A 24,237-nucleotide genomic window follows, 5' to 3' on the forward strand; every position below is an offset into this window, starting at 1 on the left:
CGGAACTTTCATTGGTCGACGGCGCCGGCGCTCGTCAGAATGGTGGCCAATCACGACCTACGACACAGAGGTGGCATCATGAGCGCGCAGGAACATCCGCTGGGTATCAGCTTCGAGTTCTTTCCCCCCAATACCGAGGCGGGGCGCGAGAAGCTGGCCGGCGTGCGCGATGCCCTGGCGGCCCGCGGGCCGCGCTTCTTCTCGGTCACCTATGGCGCCGGTGGCTCCACCCAGGACCGCACCCTGACTACCGTGCGCCAGGTGCGCGAGAGCGGCATCTCCACCGCGCCGCACCTCTCCTGCATCGGCAGCGAGAAGCAGCCGCTGCGCGAGCTGCTGGCCCGCTACCGCGAGGAGGGCATCGATAGCCTGGTGGCCCTGCGCGGCGACCTCCCCTCGGGCATGGGGGGCATCGGCGAGCTGCGCTATGCCAACGAGCTGGTGGAGTTCATCCGCGAGGAGACCGGGGACCACTTCGAGATCGCCGTGGCCGCCTACCCGGAGTCTCACCCCCAGGCGCCGAGCTTCGAGCGGGACCTGGAGAACTTCGCCCGCAAGATGCAGGCCGGCGCGAACCTCGCCATCACCCAGTACTTCTTCAACGCCGACGCCTACTTCCACTTCGTCGAGCGGGCCCGCGCGCTGGGGGTCGAAGCCCCCATCGTGCCGGGCATCATGCCGATCACCAACTACGCCAAGCTGGCGCGCTTCTCCGACGCCTGCGGCGCCGAGATCCCGCGCTGGATCCGCAAGCAGCTCGAGGCCTACGGCGACGACAGCGCCTCCATCGCGGCCTTCGGCGAGGAGGTGATCTCGCGCCTCTGCCAGCGCCTGCTCGACGGCGGCGCCCCGGGCCTGCACTTCTACACGCTGAACCAGGCCGAGCCGAGCCTGAAGATCCTCGACAATATCGTCGGCTGAGCCTCGGCTCGTCGGCTGCCAACGCAACGGGGCCCCGCCATGGCGGGGCCCCGTTGCGTTTCCGGCAGGGTTGGCGGAAGGCCGCCCCGCAGGGCGGCAGCAGGGTCAGCCGCTTTCGGCCGCCTGCGGTGCGCCACTGCCGTGCAGCTTGCGCTGCATCATGAACAGCGCGGCGCCGATGGCGAGGCCGGCCACATCCGTGTAGATGCCGCCATAGATCATGAACATGGCGCCCACGAACATCACCAGGCGCTGCCACAGCTTCACCGGCCCGAAGAACCACGCCTGCACCACGCCCGCCAGCAGCACGATGCCCAGGGTGGCGGTGATGCCGACCCGCAGGATCTGCGGCCAGGTGCCTTCCATCAGCATCGCCGGGCTGTAGAAGAACATGAAGGGCACGATGAAGGCGGCCAGGCCGATCTTGAAGGAGGCCACCGAGGTGCCCATGGCGTTGTCGCCGGAGATGCCTGCCGCGGCGTAGGAGGCCAGCGCCACCGGCGGGGTGATCGCCGAGACCACCGCGAAGTAGAACACGAAGAAGTGCGCCACCAGCGGCTGGATGCCGATGTTGATCAGGCCCGGGGCGACCACCGAGGCGGCCACCGCATAGGCCGCCGTGGTCGGCATGCCCATGCCCAGCAGGATCGAGATCAGCATGGCGAAGATCAGCGCCAGCAGCTGGCTGACCCCGGCCAGGCCCAGCAGCAGCGAGGAGAAGCGCGCCCCGACGCCGGTCAGCGAGATCACGCCGACGATGATGCCCGCACAGGCGCACACGGCGATGATCTGGATCGACATGGTGCCGGCCAGCTGCAGCGCCTTGAGGATCTCGCGGATGCCCATCTTGTTGGGGGAGATCCAGCTCACCACGGCGGCCGCGGCGGTGGCCAGGGTGCCGGCGCGGATCACCGAGTAGCCCATGAAGAGGGCGGCGATCAGGATGATGATCGGCGCGAACAGGTAGACCTGCTTGACCAGCTTCGAGAACAGCGGGATCTCGTCCTTGCGCATGCCGCGCATGCCCTTGCGGGCCGCCTCGAAGTCCACCATGCAGTAGACCGAGAGGAAGTAGAGGATGGCGGGGATCAGTGCCGCGACGGCGATCTCGGTGTAGGGGATGCCGGTGATCTCGGCCATGATGAAGGCACCCGCGCCCATGATCGGCGGCATGATCTGCCCGCCGGTGGAGGCGGCGGCCTCGATGGCGCCGGCGCTGCGGCCCGGATAGCCCACCTTCTTCATCAGCGGGATGGTCAGCGAGCCGGTGGAGACCACGTTGCCGGCGCTGGTGCCGTTGATCATGCCCATCAGGCCGGAGGCGAAGATGGAGACCTTGGCGGGGCCGCCCCGGGCGCGGCCGGCCGCGGCGAAGGCGAAGTTGACGAAGTAGTCACCCACCTTGGAGGCCTGCAGGAAGGCCGCGAAGATGATGAAGAGGATGATGTAGGTCGACGAGACCGCGGTGGTCGGCCCCAGTATACCGGTGTCGGTGTAGAGCTGGCTGAAGAAGCGGTTGAACGACAGCCCCGGGTAGCCCAGGAAGCCCGGCAGGTAGGGGCCGGCCCACACATAGGCCAGGAACAGCGCGGAGATCACCACCAGCGCCATGCCGGCGACGCGGCGGGTCAGCTCGAGGATCAGCAGCGAGCCGGCCAGGGCCGCATAGGAGATGCCGATGGGGGCGAAGGAGGTGCCGGTGGAGGCGCGCAGCGGCGTGCCGAAGATCAGGATCAGGTAGCCCGCAACGCCCATGGCGCAGAGCATCAGCACGAGGTCAGGGGGGGAGAGGCGCTGGCGCACCTGGCGGTAGGTCCAGGAGAGCAGGATGGCGGCGCTGGTGGCGAAGATCAGCGGATAGCCGTAGTGCCAGGCCTCGATCGCCGGGTCGATGCGCATGGCGCCGCCCGCGATCATCTGGTTCATGCGCCAGACCTGGAAGAGTGCATAGCCGGCGGGTATCAGCAGCGCGTAGCTGATCCAGCCGAGCCAGACCGGCGACTGCTTGACGCTGCCCTCGCCGGCGAAGCGGGTGCCGGTGTAGAGCGCGAAACCGAGGATCAGCGCACCGGCGACGTGCACGATGCGGAACGACCAGGTCTCCATCGGATAGACGTTGAGGGAGACCAGGTGGAAGGTGGCGTAGGTGATGGCCAGGGCGCCGAACAGCAGCCACTGCCAGCCGACGTAGAGGCGCCGGTTGGACTCGACGATCTCCTCGTCGATGCCTTCGGCGATCGTCTCGGGCGCGTGAGCGGCGGGGTCCTCGTCGCCGTGGCGCGGGTCGGGAGTGTGGTTCATGGGACGTTTACCCTTGGATGGGGACGGCTTGGGGGGGACGACAGCCCCCCCGCGCCGGCACTGCCGGGGCGGGGCGGGATGTGCCAGTGGGCGGGCTTAGTTGATCAGCGACTCGTCGATCTCGTAGCCGTTCTCCTGGTACCAGCGCGCCGCACCCGGATGGAAGGGCAGCACGGTGTTGTGCACGACGTTCTCCGGGATGGAGGTCTCGGCGGAGCGGTGCATGTTACGCATCTTGTCGTTGTTCTCCATGGTCACCTTGGTGACTTCATAGATGAAGTCCTCCGGCAGATCGCAGCGGGAGATGGCGAAGTTCCACATGGAGACGGCGCGGGCATCCTCCTCCAGGGTGCTGTAGGTGCTGGCGGGAATCCAGAACTCGGAGACCGGGAAGTTCTCCAGCACGGTGTCCATCTCCTCCTCGGTGAACTCGATGATGTTCACGTTGGTCTGCACCTCGAGCTGGCTGACGGCCGGGATCGGGATGCCGGCGGCAAAGGCGATAACGTCCAGCAGGCCGTCCTGGAGCTGGCCGCCCAGGTCGGACCAGCCGCCGTTGCGGCGCTGGAAGTCGACGCCCAGGGTCTCGAGGATGGCCGGGAAGTAGGTGTCGGAGGTGGAGGCCGAGGGGCCGAAGCCGATGCGGGCGCCATCCGGGATGTCGGAGATGCTGGTGATGCCGGTGCTGGACAGCGCGGTGATGGAGAACGGGGTCTCGTACATCGGGAAGAGCGCGCAGACGTTGTCCATGGGCACGCCGGGGGCCAGCGGGCTCTCGCCCTTCACCGCGTCGGAGGCGGGGCCCATGGTGGTCAGGCCGAAGGAGATGTCGCCGGTATGCACCAGTGCCAGGTTCTGGGTCGGGCCGCCGGTCACCTCGCCGCCGCCGGAGATGCCCAGCTCGTCGGCGACCAGGTTGGCCCAGCCGGAGCCGTAGACGTAGTAGGTGCCGCCTTGGCTGGCGGTGCCCACGGTGAAGTTGGAGGGCCAGTCGCTGCGGTCGGCCTGGGCGGCCGCGGCGGCGACCAGCAGGGAACCGGCGACGGTGCCGGCGAGAAGCTTGGTGGAGAGGTGACGCATGGCGTGACTCCGTTGCATGTTGTCGTTGGTAAACCGGGCCCCGGGGCCCGGAGGGGTGCCTGTAGTCTGGCAGCTCCTCCGGTGCCCGCCGGTGCCGGGCGGGGTGTTCATTCAACGTTATCCATGGCAAACGGTGGGCCATAGGCTGGAAAGTATTTCTATTTCAATTGCTTGAAATCACTGCCTTCGACCATGGTCGAAGCGCCGCGGAGGCGCCCAGGCTGGAAAGCCGCACGCCGGTCGAGGCGAGGGTGTGCGGAAATCCGCACAGCGGGTTCAGGCGGGGGCCAGGGCCCCCATCAGGCGCGTGGCCTGGTGCAGGTCGTTCATCAGCGAGGAGGCCAGCCAGGGGTCGAGGCGGTGCTGGCGCAGGCGCTCGGCCAGGGCCTGCTGCCAGTGCTGGCGAACCTCGTCGATGGGCGAGGTGACATCCGCCGAGTCGGGGGCGGCGGCCAGGCGGTTGAGGCCCTGGGCCAGGGCCATTCGGATATCGTCATGGGCCTCGCGCAGGGGGCTGGCCGGGGCGGCATGCCGCATCAGGCTGCGCTGCAGCACCTCGCCGAAGCGCACCGCCTCCACCATGCGCAGGGTGCGGGCATAGAGGCTCTCGAGCCTGGCCTGCTGCGCCTCGGTGAGCGGCATGTTGAGCCGTGCGTAGAAGTCGAGGATCTCCGCCATCAGCGGCTTGATCTGCTCATGGTAGCGGGCGTTGACCATCGGCCAGGCGGTGGTGTCGATCCGCGCCTTGACCACCTCCCGAGAGGGCGGATGGCCGATCACCTCGGCGCTGGGCATCAGGATCGCCGAGCAGAGCAGGTGGTAGGCGCGGCGGTTGAGCCGCTGGCACTCCTGCTCCATGGCGGCCAGTGCCGTGTCGGCGTGCTCCAGGGCGTTGGTGTTCAGGTAGCGGGCCTGGGCGGGAGGGATCCGCGAGGGCTCGGGGAAGAATCGCTCCAGGCGTGCGGCGAGCCGTGGGATCAGCGGCAGCATCAGCACGATGCCGAGCAGGTTGAAGAGGGTGTGGAAGAGGGCGAGCTTGAGCGGCCAGGCATCCGTGGCCAGGCCGATCAGCTCGCCGAGCTCGTCCACCAGCCAGGCCAGCGGCACCAGCAGTGCCAGGGCCACGGCGGCGGTGGCCAGGTTGAACACCACGTGGGCCCCGGCCAGCCGTCGCGCCGCGGCACCGGCGCCCAGCGCCCCCAGCACCGCGGTGACGGTAGTGCCGACGTTGGCGCCGATGGCGATGGCCAGGGCCGGCAGGTATGGCAGCTGTCCTCCCGCCAGGGCCGCCAGGGTGATCAGCAGGGTGGCGTGGCTCGACTGCATCACCACCGTGGCCACCACCCCGAACAGCACGAAGAGCGGCCAGTGCCAGGCGCTGTCGCCGGCCAGGCCGTCCAGGGAGAGGCCGTCCTGCCACGCCTCGAAGCCCAGCTTCATGAAGTCGATGCCCAGAAACAGCAGGCCGATGCCCAGCAGCACCCCGGCCGCTGCGGCGCGGCCATCCTTGAGCACCCGGGAGCCGAGCAGCCCGAGGGCCAGGAAGGGCATGGCGAACTGAGCGAGATCGAAGCGCAGGCCGAAGCCGGCGATCAGCCAGGCCCCGGTGGTGGTGCCGAGGTTGGCCCCGAACAGCAGGGCGATGGCGCCGGGCAGGGCGACGAGGCCCGCCCCGACGAAGGAGAGCGAGAGCAGGGTGACCAGGGAGCTCGACTGCACCAGCGCCGTGGCGGCGGCCCCCACCCCGATGGCGCGAAGCGGGTGACGGGTGGCGGTGTGCAGCCAGCGGTCCAGGGTGCCGCCGGAGAGGCGCTTGATGGCGTCGCCCAGGTGGGTCATGCCCCACAGGAAGAGGCCCAGGCCGGCGGCCAGGGTGGCGAGATCAAGCCGTGCCAGCAGCAGCGCCGCGGCCGCGGCCAGCCCGAGCAGCTCGAGATGATGGCGCCGCGACAGCAGCGCCTGTGCCACTCCCTGGCGTGTCAACTCAGTGGCCCTTGGGGTCGAGGATCTTCACTGGCTGGAAGTCCTGGCGGCTCTGCTCCTCGCGGGCCTGGTTGACGCGGGTGGCCAGCTCCGGGGCGGCCTCGTCCTCGATGGGCAGCTGCTCGAAGAAGTCGCAGCTCACGCACTCCCGGTAGCGGATGCCGTGCTGCTCCCAGCTGCGGATGCGGTCCAGCTCGGCACAGCGCGGGCAGATCGCACCGGCGATGAAGCGTTTGGCTTGGGCCATGTTCTCTCCAGGGGGTCAGGAAGCCAGGTGTCAGAAAACCAGAGTATCAGGAAGCGGTGCCGCCGAGCCCGGCTCGGCGGCAGGGGGCGGCTCAGGCCGCGCGGATGCCGCTGTGGCGCAGCAGCGGTTCGACGCTGGGCTCGCGGCCGCGGAAGGCGCGGAACAGCTCCGCGGCATCCCGGGCGCCGCCCTGCTCGAGGATCTCGGTGCGAAAGCGCCGGCCGGTCTCCGGGTCGAAGATACCCGCTTCCTCGAAGGCGCTCCAGGCATCGGCGGAGAGTACCTCGGCCCACTTGTAGCTGTAGTAGCCCGCCGCATAGCCGCCGGCGAAGATATGGCCGAAGCCGTTCTGGAAGCGGTTGAACTCGGCCCGCGGCACCACCGAGACGGCGTCGCGCACCGCGTCGAGCAGCGCCTGGATCTCCGCCGCCGAGGGCGCGGCCAGCTGGTGGTGCAGGCGCAGGTCGAAGATCGAGAACTCCAGCTGGCGCACCATGCCCATGGCGGACTGGAAGTTCTTGGCCGCCTGCAGCTTCGCCAGCAGCTCGGCGGGCAGCGGCTCGCCGCTCTCGACGTGGCCGGCGATCAGGTCGAGGCCCTCGCGCTCCCAGCAGTAGTTCTCCATGAACTGGCTGGGCAGCTCCACGGCGTCCCAGGCCACCCCGTTGATGCCGGAGATGTCGGCGACGGTCTGGCGGGTCAGCATATGGTGCAGGCCGTGGCCGAACTCGTGGAACAGGGTGGTGACCTCGTCGTGGGTCAGCAACGCCGGCTTGTCGCCCACCGGGCGGGTGAAGTTGCAGGTCAGGTAGGCCACCGGCAGCTGCAGGGCCTCGCCCTCCAGGCGGCGCACCCGGCACTCGTCCATCCAGGCGCCGCCGCGCTTGCCTTCGCGGGCGTAGAGGTCGAGGTAGAAGCCGGCGATGGGCTCGCCCTGCTCGAGGATGCGGAAGAAGCGCACGTCCTTGTGGTAGCGCGGCGCCTGGTCGTCCTCGGCGAAGGTGACGCCGAACAGGCGCTCCACCACCTGGAAGAGGCCGTCCACCACCCGGGGGGCGGGGAAGTAGGGGCGCAGCTGCTCCTGGGAGATGGCGTGGCGCGCCTCGCGCAGCTTCTCGCTGGCGAAACCCACGTCCCAGGGGGCGAGCTCGCCCATGGCCAGTTCGTCCCGGGCGTAGGCCTCGAGCTCGGCGAACTCCTCCTTCGCCTGGGGCACGGCGCGGCGCGCCAGGTCCTCGAGGAACTCGAGCACCTGGGCCGGGGACTCGGCCATCTTGGTGGCCAGCGAATAGTCGGCGTAGGTGGCGAAGCCCAGCAGCTCGGCGAGCTCCCGGCGCAGCGCCAGGGTCTCCTCCATCACCGGGGCGTTGTCGTACTGGTCGGCCAGGGGCCCCTGGTCGGAGGCGCGGGTGACGAAGGCGGTATAGACCTCGCGGCGCAGCTCGCGATCCTCGGCGTAGGTCATCACCGGGAAGAAGCTCGGGAAGTCCAGGGTGATGCGGTAGCCGGCCTGGCCCTTGGCCTCGGCGTTGGCGCGCAGGGCGGCCAGTGCGCTCTCCGGCAGGCCGGCCAGGCGGGTCTCGTCGGCCAGGTCGAGGTGCCAGCCCTGGGTGGCGTCGAGCAGCTGGTTGGAGAAGGTGTTGCCGAGCTCGGAGAGGCGCGCCTTGATCTCGCCGTAGCGCTGCTTCTTCTCCGCCGGGAGGTCGACCCCGGCCAGGCGGAAGTCGCGCAGGGTATTGTCCACGGCGCGGCGCTGGGCATCGTCGAGCGCCGCCCAGGCGGGGCCCTCCTTCAGGGCCTGCCAGGCGCGGAACAGCCCCTCGTGCTGGCCCAGCCAGGTGCTGTACTCGGAGAGCTTGCCCAGGCAGGCCTGGTAGGCCTCGCGCAGCTCGGGGCTGTTCATGGTGCCGTTGAGGTGGGAGACCGGCGACCAGGCCCGGGAGAGTCGGTCGTTGAGGGACTCCAGCGGTGCGGCCAGGCTCGCCCAGCTGGGTGCCTCGTCCCCGGCGCGGGCCACCAGCGCCTCGATGGCGGTGCGGTTCTCGGCCAGCAGTTCCTCGATGGCCGGCACCACGTGCTCGGGACGGATCGCATCGAAGGGGGGAAGCTCATGGGGTTCGAGCAGCGGGTTGCGGGACATGCGCACCTCGGGGGTCGGGGGAGTGTAATGACGCTTAGATGCGGGCGCCGGGCCCGGGTTTCAATGCGGGCGTTTGGCCGGCAGGGGCGGGCCTGCTAGGCTTGCCGCCTTTCACGATGGCCCGGCAGGAGAGCAGACCATGAACGAGACCCTGGAGCGCTGGAGCACGCGGCGCGCCTTTATCCTGGCGGTGACCGGTGCCGCCGTGGGGCTGGGCAACATCTGGCGGTTTCCCTACATCACCGGCGAGAACGGCGGCGCCGCCTTCCTGCTGCTCTATATCGGCTTCGTGCTGCTGCTCGGCCTGCCGGTGATGATGGCAGAGATCATGGTCGGCCGCGCGGGCCGGCGCAGCCCGGTGCAGTCACTGGGCCACCTGGCCGCCCAGGCCGGGGCCAGCCGCCACTGGCGGCTGCTGGGGCTGTTCGGCGCCTTCACGGTGTTCTGCATCCTCTCCTTCTACTCGGTCGTCTCCGGCTGGTCCATCGAGTTTCTGGTCACCGCCATCAACGGAGGCTTCGTCGGCGCCGCCCCCGCCGAGATCGGCGCCGGTTTCGATGCCTTCCTGGCCGACCCCGCCAGGATGACCTTCAACCACACCCTGTTCCTGGCCATGACCATGCTGGTGGTGGCCGCCGGTGTGGCCAAGGGGCTGGAGCGCCTCAACAACCTGCTGATGCCGCTGCTCTACCTGCTGCTGCTGCTGCTGGCCGGCTATGCCGCCACCACCGAGGGCTTCGGCCCCGCCCTGGCCTGGCTATTCATGCCGGATCTCTCGGCGGTGACCCCGCTGGTGGTGATGCACGCCATGGGCCACGCCTTCTTCACCCTGGCGGTGGGGGCCTGCGCGCTGATGGCCTATGGCGCCTACATGCCGGACCAGCAGAGCCTGCCGCGGGCCGCTGGCGCCGTGGCGGTGCTGGACGTCTCGGTGGCGCTGCTGGCCGGCATCGCCATCTTCTCGGTGGTCTTCGCCCAGGGCATGGACCCGGGCGAGGGGCCGGGGCTGATGTTCGTCACCCTGCCCATCGCCTTCGCTCAGCTGCCCTGGGGGGCGCTGTGGCTGAGCATCTTCTTCCTGCTGCTGCTGCTGGCCACCTGGACCTCGTCGATCAACCTGGCCGAGCCCATGGTGGCGACCCTCCAGGGCATCGGCCTCAAGCGCGGCCAGGCGGCGGCCCTGGTGGGGCTCGCCGTCTGGCTGGTGGGCCTGCTCACGGTGCTCTCCTTCTCGCCCCTGGCGGAGTGGCGCCCGCTGTTCGGCATGAACGCCTTCGAGCTGGTCAGCACCATTCCGCCGGAGATCTTCCTGCCCCTCGGGGGCCTGTTGATCGGCATCTTCGCCGCCTGGGTGATGCCCGAGGCGGCGGCCCGCCGGGCGCTGGGCGTGGGGCACGGGGGCTTCACCCTGTGGCGTGGCCTGGTGCGCTGGGTCGCGATTCCGCTGACGCTGGTAGTATTGGTGGCCGGCCTGGTCTGAACCGACACGAGGATTTCACGATGAGCGAGACGACGGCGATCCGCCCCTGGAAGGGCACCACCCCCACCCTGGGCGAGCGGGTCTATGTGGACCCCGCCAGCCTGGTGCTGGGCGACGTGACCCTGGGCGACGACAGCTCGGTGTGGCCCATGGCGGTGGTGCGCGGCGACATGCACCGCATCCGCATCGGCGCGCGTACCAGCGTGCAGGACGGCAGCGTGCTGCACATCACCCACGCCAGCGACTTCAACCCCGGCGGGTTCCCGCTGACCATCGGCGACGATGTCACCATCGGCCACAAGGCGATCCTCCACGGGGCCACCCTGGGCAGCCGCATCCTGGTGGGCATGGGCGCCATCGTCATGGACGGCGCCGTGGTGGAGGATGAGGTGATCATCGCCGCCGGGGCCGTGGTGACCCCGGGCAAGCGCCTGGAGAGCGGCTACGTCTACGCCGGCAACCCGGCCAAGGCGCTGCGTCCGCTCAAGGAGAAGGAGCGCGCCTTCTTCCCCTATACCGCCGGCAACTATGTTCGGCTCAAGGACGAGTACCTGGCGGCGATGGGCGCTTAGCGGGCCTAACCCGGCCCGAGGGGCGGTTACGACGCCGAAATACCTTCCTAACCCATTGTTTCGCCATGCCGTGACGCGCGATAATCTGGTGATTTATCCAGTGCATGTTTCTCCAGTACATCGAGGGCTCGCCCCGGCATGGCCGACTTCCGCACCCATCTTGGCGTGGCCGCCGCCGGCGGTGCCGTGGTCGCCCATGGCGGCTGGCAGGCGGGCCTGTGGACGGCCTGGGAGGCCCTGCCGATGCTGGCGCTGGTGACCTTCGGCGGCATCCTGCCCGATATCGACGCCGACCGTTCCAAGGCGATCCGGCTGATCTTCAACCTGCTGGCGGTGCCCGGGGTGGTGGCCGGCGCCCTGCTGCTGCAGGGGCGGCTCGACGCCGGCGGCCTGCTGCTGGCGTGCGGGGCGATCTATCTCGGCGTGCGCTACCTGGCCGGGGCCCTCTTCTCGCGTTTCACGGTGCATCGTGGCCTGTGGCACTCGCTGCTGGCGGCCGCCCTGTGCGGCCTGATCAGCGTGGCGCTCAGCCAGCGGCTCTTCGCCCAGCCCGATATCCTGGCCTGGGCCCACGGGCTGGCGGTGGCGCTGGGCTTCGTCATCCACCTGCTGCTCGACGAGCTCTACAGCGTCGACCTCACCGGGGCGCGCATCAAGCGCTCCTTCGGCACCGCCCTCAAGCCCTTCGACTGGCGCTCGCCGGGCAACTCCCTGGTGATGCTGCTGGCGGCGGTCAACCTGCTGCCCTGGCTACCCCCGCTGGCGCCGCTGTGGGCGCTGCTGGCTCAGGGTGCTGCGCTCTGGCGGTAGTCCTCGGCCTTGAGGCCGTACTTCCTGAGCTTGTCGTAGAGGGTCTTGCGGGGCAGGCCGAGCTGCTCGGCCACCTCGGTGACCCGGCCGCGCTGGCGCGCCAGGGCCTGGTCGATCAGGCTCTTCTCGAACAGCTCCACCTGCTGGGGCAGGGGCAGCTCGCCGGCCTCGCTCTCGGCGCCCTCGAGCAGCGCCTGCAGCCGGTAGTCGAAGGCGGCGCCGAGCAGCACGTAGCGCTCGGCGAGGTTGCGCAGCTCGCGCACGTTGCCCGGCCAGTCGTGGGCCAGCAGGGCGCTGATGCCGGCGGCGTCCAGGGGCGGCGCCTCGAGGCCGCTGCGGTTGGCGGCCACCACCGCGAAGTGCTGGAAGAGCAGCGGGATGTCCTCGCGGCGCTCGCGCAGCGGCGGGATCGGAAGGGTCACCACGTTGAGTCGGTAGTAGAGGTCCTCGCGGAACTCGCCGGCCTCGGCGGCGGCCTTGAGGTCGACCTTGGTGGCGGCAATCACCCGGATGTCCAGGGGCACCGGGACGTTGGAGCCGAGCCGCTCCACGCTGCGCTCCTGCAGCACCCGCAGCAGCTTGACCTGAAGGGCGAGCGGCATCGACTCGATCTCGTCCAGGAAGACGGTGCCACCGTCGGCGTGTTCGAACTTGCCGACCCGCCGCTCCACCGCGCCGGTGAAGGCGCCCTTCTCGTGGCCGAACAGCTCCGACTCGATGGTGCTCTCGGGCACCGCACCGCAGTTGATGGCCACGAAGGGTCGCGGCGCGCGGTGGCTGCGCTCATGGATGGCGCGGGCCACCAGATCCTTGCCGGCACCGGTCTCGCCGAAGAGCAGCACGTCGGCCTCCACCTGGCTGATGCGCTGCACCATGGAGGCGAGCCGCTGGATGGCCGGGGTGCGCCCCACCAGCCGCGGGCCCAGGGCCGACTGCTGGGCCTCCAGCTCCGCCTTGAGCTCGCGGTTCTCCAGGCTGAGCCGACGCTTCTCCACGCCGCGGCGCACCACCTCCACCAGCCGCTCGGCGGCGAAGGGCTTCTCGAGGAAGTCCCAGGCCCCCTCGCGCATCGCCTCCACCGCGGTGGAGATGTCGCCGTGGCCGGTGATCAGGATCACCGGCAGGTCCGGGTCGCGCAGCCGGACCTCGCGCAGCAGCGCCATGCCGTCCATGCCGGGCATGCGGATGTCGCTGACCACCACGCCGGGAAAGTCCGGGGCCAGCTGTTCAAGGGCCGCCTCGGCGCTGGCATGGGGCTCGGGGGCATAGCCGGCAAGCTCCAGGGTCTGGCCGGCGGTGATCCGCAGATGGGGTTCGTCATCGATGATCATCACCGGGATGGCGGCCGGGTCATGCATGGGGGAGGGTCTCCTGATCGGGCTGGGCGTTCACGGTGCGCCGGCCTTCGTCGCGGGGCAGCCGAATGGTGAAGAGGGCGCCGCCCTCGGGGCGGTTGGCGGCACTCAGGCGCCCGCCCAGGTCGTCGACGATCCGCGAGGAGATCGACAGGCCTAGCCCGAGCCCCTTGCCGGATGACTTGGTGGTGAAGAAGGGTTCGAAGATGCGGGTCAGGTTCTCCTCGGCGATCCCCGGCCCGTTGTCGGCCACCCCCAGCACCACCCGGTCGTCCCACACCTCGACGCTCAGCTCGAGGCGCGGGGCAGGGGTGTCGGCCATGGCCTGCAGGGCGTTGCCGATCAGATTGACCAGCACCTGCTCGAGGCGCACCAGGTCGGCGCGCACCCAGGCCTCCTGGTCGGGCCAGCGGCGGATCACCTCCACGTCGCTGTCGCGCAGCCGGGTCTGGAACAGTCGCAGGGCGTAGTCGAAGCAGGCGACGGGGGAGACGGCGGTGAGCGTCTCGCCGCTCTTGCGCGAGAACTGGCGCAGCTGGGCGCTGATCTCCGACATTCGTGCGGTCAGTTCGACGATCTGCTCGAGGTTGAGGTCGACGCTCTCCAGGCGCTGGCGGGCCAGGAAGGTGCGGGCGTTCTCGGCATAGGCGCGGATCGCCGCCAGGGGCTGGTTGAGCTCGTGATTGATGCCGGCGGCCAGCTGGCCGAGCACGGCGAGCTTGGCGGCCTGGATCAGCTCGTCGCGGGTCTGGCGCAGGCTCTCCTCGGCGCGCCGGCGCTCGTCGATCTCGGCGGAGAGTCGGCGGTTGGTCTCCAGCAGGTCCCGGGTGCGGCGCTCGACGTTGCGCTCCAGCTCGTCCCGGGCGCGGGCCAGGGTCTGGCGCTCGCGCTCGGCGAACTGCTCGCGTTCGCGGCGCAGGCGCAGGCGCTGCCAGCCGATGCCGCCGCCCAGCAGCACGATGCCGTAGAGCCCGCCGGCCAGCAGCGCCGAGACCCATTGGGCCTGGATCACCGGGCTCACCGACTTGAGGATATGCATCTCCCAGCCGAACTCCTCCAGGGGGCGGGAGACGGCCAGATAGCGGGGGCCGGACAGGGGCCCTCCGCGGAAGCCCACCAGGCGGGTGCGCTCGCCGCGGCGCTCGAGCAGCTCGACCCCGGAGTGGGTCAGGGGCTCATCCGCGTAGCGACGAGTGGCCAGCAGCGCCTGGCGCTCCTCCTCGGAGAGCGGGTGCAGGGAGGTCATGCGCAGCTCTTCCCGGCTGGCCATGAAGATGATCTCGTCCTTGTCGGTGACCAGCAGCTCGGCGTCCTGGTCGGCCCAGCTCTCCTCGACTTCATCCAGCAGCACCTTGACCACCATCACGCCGTCGGGGCTCGAGTCGGGCTGGGTGTCATCCAGCCAGACCGGCGCGGAGAAGTAGTAGCCGCGCTCCAGCGACTGCACGCCGAGGCCATAGAAGCGCCCCTGGCCGCCGGCGATGGCGTCGGTGTAGTAGCTGCGAAAGGCGTAGTTCTGGCCGATGAAGGTGTTGGGCAGGTGCCAGTTGCTGGCGGCCAGGGTGTCGGCGTGGCGGTCGAGCAGGTAGACGTCCGAGACGTCGGCGGTGGCCCGGAAGCGGTCCAGCAGCAGGTTGAGGGGCATGGCGTCCTGGCTGTGGGGGGAGGCCAGGAAGCGCTGCACCCCTTCGCGGGTGGCGAGCAGCCGGGGCAGGTAGTCGTGGCGGGAGAGGTGGCCGATCAGGCCCGCCGCCGAGAGGCGCAGCTCGTTCTCGGCGTCCTGCTCGAGGGTCTGCAGCGCCTGGTCCCGGGCCACCTGGGCCGCCTGCCACATCACCAGAGCCAGCCCCAGGGGGGCGGCCAGCAGCAGCAGGGCCCGCCAGCGTCGAGGCCGTCTCACGAGGCGGCTTCTCGCCGCGTCGCGGGCATCGCCTGGGCGCGGCGCAGGGCGCGCTGGGCGCGGGTCTCGGCCCGGGCCAGTTCCAGCAGCCCCTCCTCCACGTAGACCAGGTGCTCATGGGCACGGTCTCGGGCGTCCTCGGCGCGTCCCTCGAGGATGGCGTCGAGCAGGGCGCGGTGCTGGGCCATCAGCTTCGGGCGCGACTCGGGGTTCTCGAAGAGGTGGGCCAGGTTGTCGACGATGCTGCGCTCCAGAAGGTGGAAGATGCCGCGTATGGTATGCAGCAGCAGCAGCAGCACGTTGTGGGCGGCCTCGGCGATGGCCAGGTGGAAGGCGGCATCGGCCTTGGCCTCGCGCACCGGGTCCTTGCCCTGGAAGCAGGCGTCCAGCTCCTCGAAGCGCTTGATCAGCAGCGCCCGGTCGGTGGGCGTGGAGCGCAGCGCCGCATAGTAGGCGGAGATGCCTTCCATGGCGTCGCGAAACTCGAGCAGGTCGAGATGGAACTCGCCGTGGCGAGAGAGCATCTCCAGGATGGGGTCGCTGTAGCCGCTGGTGAGCGCCTCGGAGACGAAGGTGCCGCCGCCCTGGCGACTGATCAGCAGCCCGCGGGCGGAGAGCTTCTGGATCGCCTCGCGCAGCGAGGGGCGGGAGACGCCGAACTGCTCGGCCAGCTCCCGCTCCGGGGGCAGGCGCTGCCCGGGCTTGAGGCTGCCCTCGAGGATCATCGCCTCGATCCGCTCGGTGAGCACGTCGGCGAGGCGGGGTTGGCGTACGGGTTGATAGGCCATGGGGGGAACTCCGGATCGATGGTGCCGGTGTCAGGGTACGACATTGAATTGGTAATACCAATATCTCCGCCGTGGCGCCGCACGGGAGCGTGTCATTTTCTTTCCGGCTTTCAGTAGGTTGCCGTGGAGGGCAAATGCCCCACTACCAAAGTATAGCGCTGTGGGGCAGGAAAAAGGCCCGTCCAGGTTTGACACTGTCGGGGTGCCCCTCCTAAGGTGCGCCCATTCGCCTGCTGTAAATTGGTTTGACCAATTCATTCAGCGCCGCCGTCCTGTCTGACGAGGATTCTGCCGATGACGCCAGTCAAGTGCTACCCGCCCAGGCCGGAGAAGGTCTACTTCTTCGGTACCTGCCTGATCGACCTCTTCTATCCTGAAGCCGGCCTGGACGGGATTCGCCTGCTGGAGCGGGAGGGCATCGAGGTGCTCTTTCCCCAGGACCAGACCTGCTGCGGCCAGCCGGCCTACACCTCCGGCTACCAGGAGGAGGCGCGGGCGGTGGCGGCGGCACAGCTTGGTCTCTTCCCCGAGCCCTGGCCGATCATCGTACCCTCCGGCTCCTGCGGCGGCATGATGCGCACCCACTACCCACAGCTCTTCGCCGGCACCCCTCAGGAGGCAAAGGCCAACGAGGTGGCCGGACGCATCTTTGAACTGACCGAGTTCCTGGTGCATGTCTCCCACCTGAAGCTGGAGGATCGCGGTGCGCCCGAGAAGGTGGCCATGCACACCTCCTGCAGCGCACGCCGCGAGATGGGCCTGGCCGAAACCGGCCCGGCGCTGCTGGCCCAGCTCGGCCAGGTGGAGCTGGTCGAGCAGGCGCGTGCCGCCGAGTGCTGCGGCTTCGGCGGCACCTTCGCCGTGCGCCACCCGGAGGTCTCCGCCGCCATGGTGGAGGACAAGACCCTGGCCATCGAGGCGGCCGGGGCCGAGCGCTTCGTCAGCTCCGACTGCGGCTGCCTGATGAACATCGGCGGGCGCTTCGCGCATCAGAAGAAGGCCGTGAAGGGCGAGCACATCGCCAGCTACCTGTGGCGGAGAACCTCATGAGCGTACAGACTTTCACCCCCCGGGAGTTCCACCGCCAAGCCCATGACGCCCTCGGCAATCCGCAGATTCGCGGCAACTTCCGTCGCGCCATGGACGGTCTGATGGCCAAGCGCCGCGACGCCTTCGCGGACTGGGACCTCGAGACCCTGCGCGAGCTGGGTGCCAACATCCGCCTGCGGGCGCTGGCCAGGCTGCCCGACCTGCTGGAGCAGCTGGAGGCCAACTGCCAGGCCAACGGCATCCGGGTGCACTGGGCCGAGAATGGTGAGGAGGCGTGCCGCATCATCCGCGAGATCTGCGAGTCCCACGGTGCCAGGTCGGTGATCAAGGGCAAGTCCATGGTCTCCGAGGAGATGCACCTCAACGCCCACCTCGAGGCGGCGGGCATCGAGGCGCTGGAGTCGGACCTCGGCGAGTACCTGGTGCAGCTCAACGAGCAGACTCCCTCCCATATCATCATGCCGGCGATCCATCTCAACACCGATGAGATCTCCGAGATCATGCACGAGAAGACCGGCACCGAGCGCACCCGGGACGTCGACTACATGACCGCGGCGGCACGCCAGCAGCTGCGCGAGCGCTTCATGGCCGCCGATGTGGGCATCTCCGGGGTCAACTTCGCGGTGGCCGAGACCGGCACCCTTTGCCTGGTGGAGAACGAGGGCAACGGGCGCATGACCACCACGGTGCCGCCGGTGCACATCGCCGTGACCGGCATCGAGAAGGTGGTGGAGCACCTGCGCGACGTGCCGCCGCTCTATGCGCTGCTGACCCGCTCCGCCACCGGCCAGCACGTCACCACCTACTTCAACATGATCAGCTCGCCGCGCAGGGAGGGGGAGCACGACGGGCCGAAGGAGGTCCACCTGGTGCTGGTGGACAGCGGCCGTTCGCGCATCTATCAGGATGACGAACTGCTCGACACCCTGCGCTGCATCCGTTGCGGCGCCTGCATGAACCACTGCCCCGTCTATACCCGGGTGGGCGGCCACACCTACGGCACCACCTACCCCGGCCCGATCGGCAGCATCCTCTCGCCCCACCTGATGGGGCTCGAGGAGACCAAGGACCTGCCCACCGCCTCCAGCCTGTGCGGCGCCTGTGGCGAAGTCTGCCCGGTGAAGATTCCGATCCCCGACCTGCTGGTGCGGCTGCGCAAGGAGTCGGTGGGCGAGGGGCGCGGTAACGTGCCCGGTGCCGGGATCAAGCGCACTCGCAAGGAGGCTGCCGCCTGGAAGGGGTTCCAGTGGCTGGCCACCCACCCCGGCGCCTGGCGCAGCGGCACCGCCCTGGCGGGCAAGCTCAAGGCGCTGATGCCGTCTAAGCTGGGCGCCTGGACCGACTACCGCACCGCTCCGGCACCGGCCGCCAGGTCCCTGCACGCCTTGGTCAAGGAGCACCAGGCGGGCCAGCCCCGCACCGAGCCAACCCGTGAGGAGGAGCGCCGATGAGTGCCCGCAACGCCATTCTCAAGCGCCTGCGCGAGCGCCTCGACGGCCCACTGAGCGCCCCCGAGAGCGACTTCTCAGTGGTGACCGGCCGCGGCTGGAGCCAGGAGGAGCGCCTGGCCCGCTTCGAACGCTGGATCACCTCGGTCCACGGGGAGGTGGTTCATGCCAGCCATGACGACTGGACGCGGCCCCTGGCCGAGGTGCTGGCCGAGAGGGGGGTGCGCCGGCTGGCCCTGGGGCGCGAGCATCCGGTGGCCGCCGAGGCTCGAGAGGCCCTGGCCGATGCCGGCGTCGAGCTGGTCGAGGTCGACCGCGATATCGAGGGCTGGCAGCAGGAGCAGTTCGAGCGCGTCGATGCCGGCCTGACCTCGACTCTGGGTGCCATCGCCGAGACCGGCAGCCTGTGGCTCTGGCCGACCCCCGACGAGCCACGCCTGATCAGCCTGGTGCCGCCGCTCCATATCGCGGTGCTGGATGCCGACACCGTCGAGGAGACCTTCTTCGACGTGGTGGAGCGCCACGGCTGGGCCAACGGGATGCCCACCAATGCGCTGCTGATCTCCGGGCCCAGCAAGACCGCCGATATCGAACAGACCCTGGCCTATGGCGTCCACGGTCCCCGGGAGCTGGTGGTGATCGTGCGCCACGCAGGCACGGCGCCGGGGGAGGCGTGATGAAGGCGCCGTCCGAGGCCACCTATGCCGAGCTGAAGCGGGTCCTGGCGGAATCGATCCCCGGCGAGCGGCTGATCGATGACCCGCTGCGCACCCTGGCCTACGGCACCGACGCCAGCTTCTATCGGCTGATTCCCAGGCTGGTGGTGCGTCCCGAGAGCGAGGACGAGCTGCAGCGGGTGCTGGCCGAGTGCCGCGCCCGTGGCGTGCCGGTGACCTTCCGGGCCGCCGGCACCTCGCTCTCCGGCCAGGCGGTGACCGACTCGGTGCTGATCCAGCTCGGCCGCGGCTGGCGCGGCCACGAGATCCTCGATGCGGGGCGCGCGATCCGCCTGCAGCCCGGGGTGATCGGCGCCCGGGCCAACCAGCTGCTGGCGCCCTTCGGGCGCAAGATCGGGCCGGACCCTGCCTCCATCAACAGCTGCATGATCGGCGGCATTGCCGCCAACAACGCCTCGGGCATGTGCTGCGGCACCGCCCAGAACAGCTATCGCACGCTGCGCGACCTGCGCGTGATCCTGGCCGACGGCACCCTGTTGGACACCGCCGATCCCGCCAGTCGCGAGGCCTTCCGCCGCTCCCACGCCGGGCTGGTCGAGGGCCTCGAGCGCCTCTCCGCCGAGACTCGGGCCAACGAGGCCCTCGCCGAGAAGGTTCGCCACAAGTACCGGCTGAAGAACACCACCGGCTATGCCCTCAACAGCCTGGTCGACTTCGAGGATGGCATCGAGATCCTCAAGCACCTGATGATCGGCTCCGAGGGCACCCTTGGCTTTATCAGCACCATCACCTACGACAGCGTGGTTGACGAGCCCTGCAAGGCGGCCGCGCTGGCCTTCTTCCCCGACATGGCCACCACCTGTCGCGCCACCATCGCACTCAAGCCCTCGCCGGTCTCCGCGGTGGAGCTGATGGACCGTGCCGCCCTGCGCTCGGTGCAGGACAAGCCCGGCATGCCGGAGTCCCTGCGCACCCTCCCCGACGGGGCCGCGGCGCTGCTGATCGACGTGCGCGGCCACGATGAGGCGGATCTCGAGTCGCGCATGGCAGAGGTGCAGGCGAGCCTGGAGGGCATCCGCACCCTGGAGCCGGTCACCTTCACCCGCGAGCCGGCCACCTACGAGCTCTACTGGAAGATCCGCAAGGGGCTCTTCCCGGCGGTGGGTGCGGTGCGCGATACCGGCACCACGGTGATCATCGAGGACGTGGCCTTTCCCGTTGAGCGCCTCGACGAGGGCGTGCTGGCGCTGACCGAAGTCTTCCATCGCCACGGCTACCCGGAGACGATCCTCTTCGGCCACGCCCTGGAGGGCAACCTGCACTTCGTCTTCCCCCAGGGCTTCGAGAAGCCCGGCGAGGTCGAGCGCTACCAGGGGCTGATGGACGAGGTCGCCCAGCTGGTGGGCGTCGAGTACGGCGGCTCGCTCAAGGCCGAGCACGGGACCGGGCGCAACATGGCCCCCTATGTGGAGCTGGAGTGGGGTCCCGAGGCCTATGCCCTGATGTGGGAGATCAAGGCGCTGTTCGACCCCGAGAACCTGCTCAATCCCGAGGTGATTCTCAGCCGTAACCCCACCCTGCATCTGGAGAACCTCAAGCCGCTGCCGGCCGCTCACGAGATCGTCGACAAGTGCATCGAGTGCGGCTTCTGCGAGCATGTCTGCCCGTCGAAGGATCTCACCCTGACGCCCCGTCAGCGCATCGTCATCGCCCGCGAGATGGCGCGCCTCGAGGCGCTGGGCGAGGCGGCCAGCGGCGAGGAGGTCGAGCGCCTGGCCGCGCTGCGCGCCGCTTGCGGCTACGCGGTCGACGAGACCTGTGCCGCCGATGGCCTCTGCGCCACCCAGTGCCCGGTGGGCATCAATACGGGTGACCTGGTGCGCGAACTGCGTCACGAGCGCCTGGCGAGCCGAGCTGGGCTGGCCCATCGGGTGGGCCGCCACTTCTCCGGAGTGACCCGCATGGCGCGTGGGGCCCTGAGCGTCGCCGGTGCGGCCAACCGGGTGCTCGGCGACGACCTGATGGAGAAGGCCAGCGGTAGTGCGCGCCGCCTCAGCGGCGGGCGCCTGCCCCAGTGGACGCCGGCGTTGCCCCAGGCCGCGCCGGTCCGCGTGCTCAAGCAGCCGCCTTCGGGCCAGGGTCGCGACAAGGTCGTCTACCTGCCCAGCTGTGCGACCCGGGTATTCGGCGCCAGCCGCCAGGATGGCGAGGAGACGCGTTCGGCGATGGAGATCACCCTGGCGCTGCTCGAACGGGCCGGCTTCGAGGTGATCATTCCCGAGATGGTCGGGCACCTCTGCTGCGGCATGGCCTTCAACTCCAAGGGGCAGTTCGAGGAGGCGACCCACAAGGCGCGGGAGCTCAACCGCGAGCTGCTGGTGGCGAGCCAGAACGGCCGCTATCCGATCCTGATGGATACCAGTCCCTGCGTGCTGCACCTGCAGGCGCGCCTGGACAAGCGGCTGGCGGTCAGCGAGCCGGTGGCCTTTGCCCATGATCACCTGCTGGAGCGCCTCTCCCTGGTCCAGCTGGACGAGAAGGTCGCGGTCCATGTGACCTGCTCGAGCACGCACATGGGCCTCGGCGAGAAGATGGTGGCCCTGGCCCGCGCCTGTGCCCGGGAGGTGGTGGTGCCCGCCGAGATCACCTGCTGTGGCTTCGCCGGCGACAAGGGCTTCACCACGCCGGAGCTGAACGCCTCGGCGCTGGCGGGGCTCGCCGACCAGGTGAAGGGGTGCAGTGCCGGCTACTCCAACTCGCGAACCTGCGAGATCGGGCTGGCGCGACATGGCGAAATCCCCTATCGCTCCATCCTCTCCCTGCTGGATCGGGCGAGCCGACCGGGCTCCTGACACTTTTTTATCAAAAGGGCTTGCCCCGGGCCGGGGGAAGCCGTAAAGTACGCATCCGCTGCCGGTGACCAGCAAGGTTTCAGGCGGTGAAAGGTGGTAGAAGTGGTTGTTCTGCTTGAGGTTTTTGAAAGTTTCGAAAATCTTCTCGCTTGACACTCGCCGCGGATTCGCTAGAATGCGCACCACTTGTTCTGCAGGGCTCGCTGAGGGCTCTATTCGCAGCGCCTCGGCAAGATGAGGCGGGCAGTCAGCGGAAATCGGACGGGGTGCCACGCACCGCCAACCGCCGCTTGACACGCTGAAGCGAATCGGTAGAATACGCCTTCCTCGCAGGGCGCTGGTGACAGAGAGTTCACTCTCACCGACAGCAAGCGAGATGCTCCACTCGGATGCCGAGACGGGAGCCGCTCTTTAACAATCGATCAGGTAATTCATGTGGGCGCTTGTCGATGTGTCGGTGACCAGTCACTGAAACATCAAGGCAAGCGACTCGTCAAAGATCTTCGGATCTTTTTGAGAACGTTTGAACCTTGAGCCAAGTTTGGTCCGCTTCCTTCTTCGAAGGGTAAGGACTATATGATCTTAAACTGAAGAGTTTGATCATGGCTCAGATTGAACGCTGGCGGCAGGCCTAACACATGCAAGTCGAGCGGCAGCACGGGAAGCTTGCTTCCTGGTGGCGAGCGGCGGACGGGTGAGTAATGCATAGAAATCTGCCCGGTAGTGGGGGATAACCTGGGGAAACCCAGGCTAATACCGCATACGTCCTACGGGAGAAAGCAGGGGATCTTCGGACCTTGCGCTATCGGATGAGTCTATGTCGGATTAGCTTGTTGGTGAGGTAATGGCTCACCAAGGCGACGATCCGTAGCTGGTCTGAGAGGATGATCAGCCACATCGGGACTGAGACACGGCCCGAACTCCTACGGGAGGCAGCAGTGGGGAATATTGGACAATGGGCGAAAGCCTGATCCAGCCATGCCGCGTGTGTGAAGAAGGCCTTCGGGTTGTAAAGCACTTTCAGTGGGGAAGAAAGCCTTGGGGCTAATACCCTCGAGGAAGGACATCACCCACAGAAGAAGCACCGGCTAACTCCGTGCCAGCAGCCGCGGTAATACGGAGGGTGCGAGCGTTAATCGGAATTACTGGGCGTAAAGCGCGCGTAGGCGGTCTGATAAGCCGGTTGTGAAAGCCCCGGGCTCAACCTGGGAACGGCATCCGGAACTGTCAGGCTAGAGTGCAGGAGAGGAAGGTAGAATTCCCGGTGTAGCGGTGAAATGCGTAGAGATCGGGAGGAATACCAGTGGCGAAGGCGGCCTTCTGGACTGACACTGACGCTGAGGTGCGAAAGCGTGGGTAGCAAACAGGATTAGATACCCTGGTAGTCCACGCCGTAAACGATGTCGACTAGCCGTTGGGCTCCTTGAGAGCTTTGTGGCGCAGTTAACGCGATAAGTCGACCGCCTGGGGAGTACGGCCGCAAGGTTAAAACTCAAATGAATTGACGGGGGCCCGCACAAGCGGTGGAGCATGTGGTTTAATTCGATGCAACGCGAAGAACCTTACCTACCCTTGACATCGTGCGAACTTGGTAGAGATGCCTTGGTGCCTTCGGGAACGCACAGACAGGTGCTGCATGGCTGTCGTCAGCTCGTGTTGTGAAATGTTGGGTTAAGTCCCGTAACGAGCGCAACCCTTGTCCTTATTTGCCAGCGAGTCATGTCGGGAACTCTAAGGAGACTGCCGGTGACAAACCGGAGGAAGGTGGGGACGACGTCAAGTCATCATGGCCCTTACGGGTAGGGCTACACACGTGCTACAATGGCCGGTACAAAGGGTTGCGAAGCCGCGAGGTGGAGCTAATCCCGAAAAGCTGGTCTCAGTCCGGATCGGAGTCTGCAACTCGACTCCGTGAAGTCGGAATCGCTAGTAATCGTGAATCAGAATGTCACGGTGAATACGTTCCCGGGCCTTGTACACACCGCCCGTCACACCATGGGAGTGGACTGCACCAGAAGTGGTTAGCCTAACTTCGGAGGGCGATCACCACGGTGTGGTTCATGACTGGGGTGAAGTCGTAACAAGGTAGCCGTAGGGGAACCTGCGGCTGGATCACCTCCTTATCGACGACGTCCCGACACGCGGCAAGTGCTCACAATGAATTACCTGATCGACCAGAGCAAAGACTGTTTGGGTATAGGCCCAGCGTGACCAATGGGTCTGTAGCTCAGTTGGTTAGAGCGCACCCCTGATAAGGGTGAGGTCGGCAGTTCAAATCTGCCCAGACCCACCATTCTCTGAACGGCCGGGCAGCTCAGTTGGTTAGAGCGCACCCCCGGAAGTTCTGTGAAGAGAAGGGTGAGGTCGCGGGGTTTGTTTCAAATCTGCCCAGACCCACCAAATTTGCGTGATACCGCGTTGCTCCGATACTCGCATAGCAGGCTATGCGTCGCATCGAAGCGCCTTGTCTCACACAAATTGCCTCGGGGCCATAGCTCAGCTGGGAGAGCGCCTGCCTTGCACGCAGGAGGTCAGCGGTTCGATCCCGCTTGGCTCCACCATCCCCCCCACAACAGTCATTACCTGATCGGATCCGCAGTCATAAGCCAACCTTGCACTTTGCAATGACCGGT

The 24,237-nt window shown here is 68.1% G+C and carries 16 protein-coding genes, 2 tRNA genes and 1 rRNA gene; 11 read left to right on the forward strand and 8 right to left on the reverse strand.

The window, feature by feature from the left end; all coding sequences use genetic code 11:
* Positions 1–78: 78 nt before the first annotated feature.
* A complete protein-coding gene (gene metF, locus B6N23_RS11360; protein WP_169956630.1) occupies positions 79–921 on the forward strand; it encodes a methylenetetrahydrofolate reductase [NAD(P)H] in 843 nt (280 codons plus the stop codon).
* A 105-nt stretch (positions 922–1,026) separates the two neighbouring features.
* Here metF and B6N23_RS11365 read toward each other — a convergent pair whose 3' ends face one another.
* From B6N23_RS11365 to prlC, 5 genes are all read right to left on the reverse strand, one after another.
* Entirely contained in the window at positions 1,027–3,222 is a 2,196-nt protein-coding gene (locus B6N23_RS11365; protein WP_305498961.1) for a TRAP transporter permease, read from the reverse strand.
* Positions 3,223–3,318: 96 nt separating this feature from the next.
* The gene (locus B6N23_RS11370; protein ID WP_305498963.1) at positions 3,319–4,302 is read right to left on the reverse strand and encodes a TAXI family TRAP transporter solute-binding subunit; all 984 of its coding nucleotides are present in this window, start codon (positions 4,300–4,302) and stop codon (positions 3,319–3,321) included.
* A gap of 276 nt (positions 4,303–4,578) precedes the next feature.
* Positions 4,579–6,285, reverse strand: coding sequence for a Na/Pi cotransporter family protein (locus B6N23_RS11375; protein ID WP_305498965.1), 1,707 nt, complete (start codon positions 6,283–6,285; stop codon positions 4,579–4,581).
* A gap of 1 nt (position 6,286) precedes the next feature.
* Positions 6,287–6,532 carry a YheV family putative zinc ribbon protein gene (locus B6N23_RS11380; protein WP_302139695.1) on the reverse strand — a complete coding sequence of 82 codons (246 nt, stop codon included), beginning with the start codon at positions 6,530–6,532 and terminating at the stop codon, positions 6,287–6,289.
* 91 nt (positions 6,533–6,623) lie between these two features.
* Positions 6,624–8,672 carry an oligopeptidase A gene (gene prlC, locus B6N23_RS11385; protein ID WP_305498967.1) on the reverse strand — a complete coding sequence of 683 codons (2,049 nt, stop codon included), beginning with the start codon at positions 8,670–8,672 and terminating at the stop codon, positions 6,624–6,626.
* A gap of 139 nt (positions 8,673–8,811) precedes the next feature.
* Here prlC and B6N23_RS11390 point away from each other — a divergent pair, with 139 nt between their 5' ends.
* From B6N23_RS11390 to B6N23_RS11400, 3 genes are all read left to right on the forward strand, one after another.
* Complete coding sequence (locus tag B6N23_RS11390; RefSeq protein WP_305498969.1) at positions 8,812–10,152, forward strand: sodium-dependent transporter; 1,341 nt, start codon at positions 8,812–8,814, stop codon at positions 10,150–10,152.
* 20 nt (positions 10,153–10,172) lie between these two features.
* Positions 10,173–10,724: a gamma carbonic anhydrase family protein gene (locus B6N23_RS11395; RefSeq protein WP_302139691.1), complete on the forward strand. Its 552-nt coding sequence runs from the start codon at positions 10,173–10,175 to the stop codon at positions 10,722–10,724.
* A gap of 138 nt (positions 10,725–10,862) precedes the next feature.
* Positions 10,863–11,534 (forward strand): metal-dependent hydrolase, encoded by a 672-nt coding sequence (locus tag B6N23_RS11400; RefSeq protein ID WP_305498972.1) that lies wholly within the window; start codon positions 10,863–10,865, stop codon positions 11,532–11,534.
* Here the strand turns inward: B6N23_RS11400 and B6N23_RS11405 are convergent.
* Genes B6N23_RS11405 through B6N23_RS11415 form a run of 3 tightly spaced genes read right to left on the reverse strand, consistent with a single transcriptional unit; the run spans position 11,510 to position 15,577 of the window.
* Entirely contained in the window at positions 11,510–12,892 is a 1,383-nt protein-coding gene (locus B6N23_RS11405; RefSeq protein WP_305498974.1) for a sigma-54-dependent transcriptional regulator, read from the reverse strand. The two genes, B6N23_RS11400 and B6N23_RS11405, sit on opposite strands and share 25 nt — an antisense overlap.
* Complete coding sequence (locus B6N23_RS11410) at positions 12,885–14,789, reverse strand: sensor histidine kinase (RefSeq protein ID WP_302139687.1); 1,905 nt, start codon at positions 14,787–14,789, stop codon at positions 12,885–12,887. The genes B6N23_RS11405 and B6N23_RS11410 overlap by 8 nt, the downstream gene beginning before the upstream one ends.
* A complete protein-coding gene (locus B6N23_RS11415) occupies positions 14,786–15,577 on the reverse strand; it encodes a GntR family transcriptional regulator (protein WP_305498977.1) in 792 nt (263 codons plus the stop codon). Before B6N23_RS11415 ends, B6N23_RS11410 begins: the two co-directional genes overlap by 4 nt.
* 294 nt (positions 15,578–15,871) lie before the next feature.
* Between B6N23_RS11415 and B6N23_RS11420 the strand changes: the two genes are divergently transcribed.
* From B6N23_RS11420 to B6N23_RS11450, 7 genes are all read left to right on the forward strand, one after another.
* The gene (locus tag B6N23_RS11420; protein WP_305498979.1) at positions 15,872–16,627 is read left to right on the forward strand and encodes a (Fe-S)-binding protein; all 756 of its coding nucleotides are present in this window, start codon (positions 15,872–15,874) and stop codon (positions 16,625–16,627) included.
* A complete protein-coding gene (locus tag B6N23_RS11425) occupies positions 16,624–18,078 on the forward strand; it encodes a LutB/LldF family L-lactate oxidation iron-sulfur protein (protein ID WP_305498981.1) in 1,455 nt (484 codons plus the stop codon). Before B6N23_RS11420 ends, B6N23_RS11425 begins: the two co-directional genes overlap by 4 nt.
* The gene (locus B6N23_RS11430; RefSeq protein WP_305498983.1) at positions 18,075–18,752 is read left to right on the forward strand and encodes a LutC/YkgG family protein; all 678 of its coding nucleotides are present in this window, start codon (positions 18,075–18,077) and stop codon (positions 18,750–18,752) included. The genes B6N23_RS11425 and B6N23_RS11430 overlap by 4 nt, the downstream gene beginning before the upstream one ends.
* On the forward strand, positions 18,752–21,604 hold the full coding sequence (locus tag B6N23_RS11435; RefSeq protein ID WP_305498985.1) for an FAD-binding and (Fe-S)-binding domain-containing protein: 2,853 nt from the start codon (positions 18,752–18,754) through the stop codon (positions 21,602–21,604). Before B6N23_RS11430 ends, B6N23_RS11435 begins: the two co-directional genes overlap by 1 nt.
* A gap of 584 nt (positions 21,605–22,188) precedes the next feature.
* A 16S ribosomal RNA gene (locus B6N23_RS11440) occupies positions 22,189–23,727 on the forward strand.
* Positions 23,728–23,820: 93 nt separating this feature from the next.
* Positions 23,821–23,897: transfer RNA gene (locus tag B6N23_RS11445), tRNA-Ile, on the forward strand.
* A gap of 192 nt (positions 23,898–24,089) precedes the next feature.
* Positions 24,090–24,165: transfer RNA gene (locus B6N23_RS11450), tRNA-Ala, on the forward strand.
* Positions 24,166–24,237: the final 72 nt, after the last annotated feature.

This window comes from Halomonas alkalicola, from assembly GCF_030704205.1.
Taxonomy (GTDB): domain Bacteria; phylum Pseudomonadota; class Gammaproteobacteria; order Pseudomonadales; family Halomonadaceae; genus Halomonas; species Halomonas alkalicola.

Coding starts and splice junctions, on each gene's coding strand:
- prlC (WP_305498967.1), bottom strand. CDS start 8,672: ATGTCCCGCAACCCGCTGCTCGAACCCCATGAGCTTCCCCCCTTCGAT.
- B6N23_RS11370 (WP_305498963.1), bottom strand. CDS start 4,302: ATGCGTCACCTCTCCACCAAGCTTCTCGCCGGCACCGTCGCCGGTTCC.
- B6N23_RS11390 (WP_305498969.1), top strand. CDS start 8,812: ATGAACGAGACCCTGGAGCGCTGGAGCACGCGGCGCGCCTTTATCCTG.
- B6N23_RS11415 (WP_305498977.1), bottom strand. CDS start 15,577: ATGGCCTATCAACCCGTACGCCAACCCCGCCTCGCCGACGTGCTCACC.
- B6N23_RS11400 (WP_305498972.1), top strand. CDS start 10,863: ATGGCCGACTTCCGCACCCATCTTGGCGTGGCCGCCGCCGGCGGTGCC.
- B6N23_RS11405 (WP_305498974.1), bottom strand. CDS start 12,892: ATGCATGACCCGGCCGCCATCCCGGTGATGATCATCGATGACGAACCC.
- B6N23_RS11395 (WP_302139691.1), top strand. CDS start 10,173: ATGAGCGAGACGACGGCGATCCGCCCCTGGAAGGGCACCACCCCCACC.
- B6N23_RS11430 (WP_305498983.1), top strand. CDS start 18,075: ATGAGTGCCCGCAACGCCATTCTCAAGCGCCTGCGCGAGCGCCTCGAC.
- B6N23_RS11425 (WP_305498981.1), top strand. CDS start 16,624: ATGAGCGTACAGACTTTCACCCCCCGGGAGTTCCACCGCCAAGCCCAT.
- B6N23_RS11380 (WP_302139695.1), bottom strand. CDS start 6,532: ATGGCCCAAGCCAAACGCTTCATCGCCGGTGCGATCTGCCCGCGCTGT.
- B6N23_RS11435 (WP_305498985.1), top strand. CDS start 18,752: ATGAAGGCGCCGTCCGAGGCCACCTATGCCGAGCTGAAGCGGGTCCTG.
- B6N23_RS11365 (WP_305498961.1), bottom strand. CDS start 3,222: ATGAACCACACTCCCGACCCGCGCCACGGCGACGAGGACCCCGCCGCT.
- B6N23_RS11420 (WP_305498979.1), top strand. CDS start 15,872: ATGACGCCAGTCAAGTGCTACCCGCCCAGGCCGGAGAAGGTCTACTTC.
- metF (WP_169956630.1), top strand. CDS start 79: ATGAGCGCGCAGGAACATCCGCTGGGTATCAGCTTCGAGTTCTTTCCC.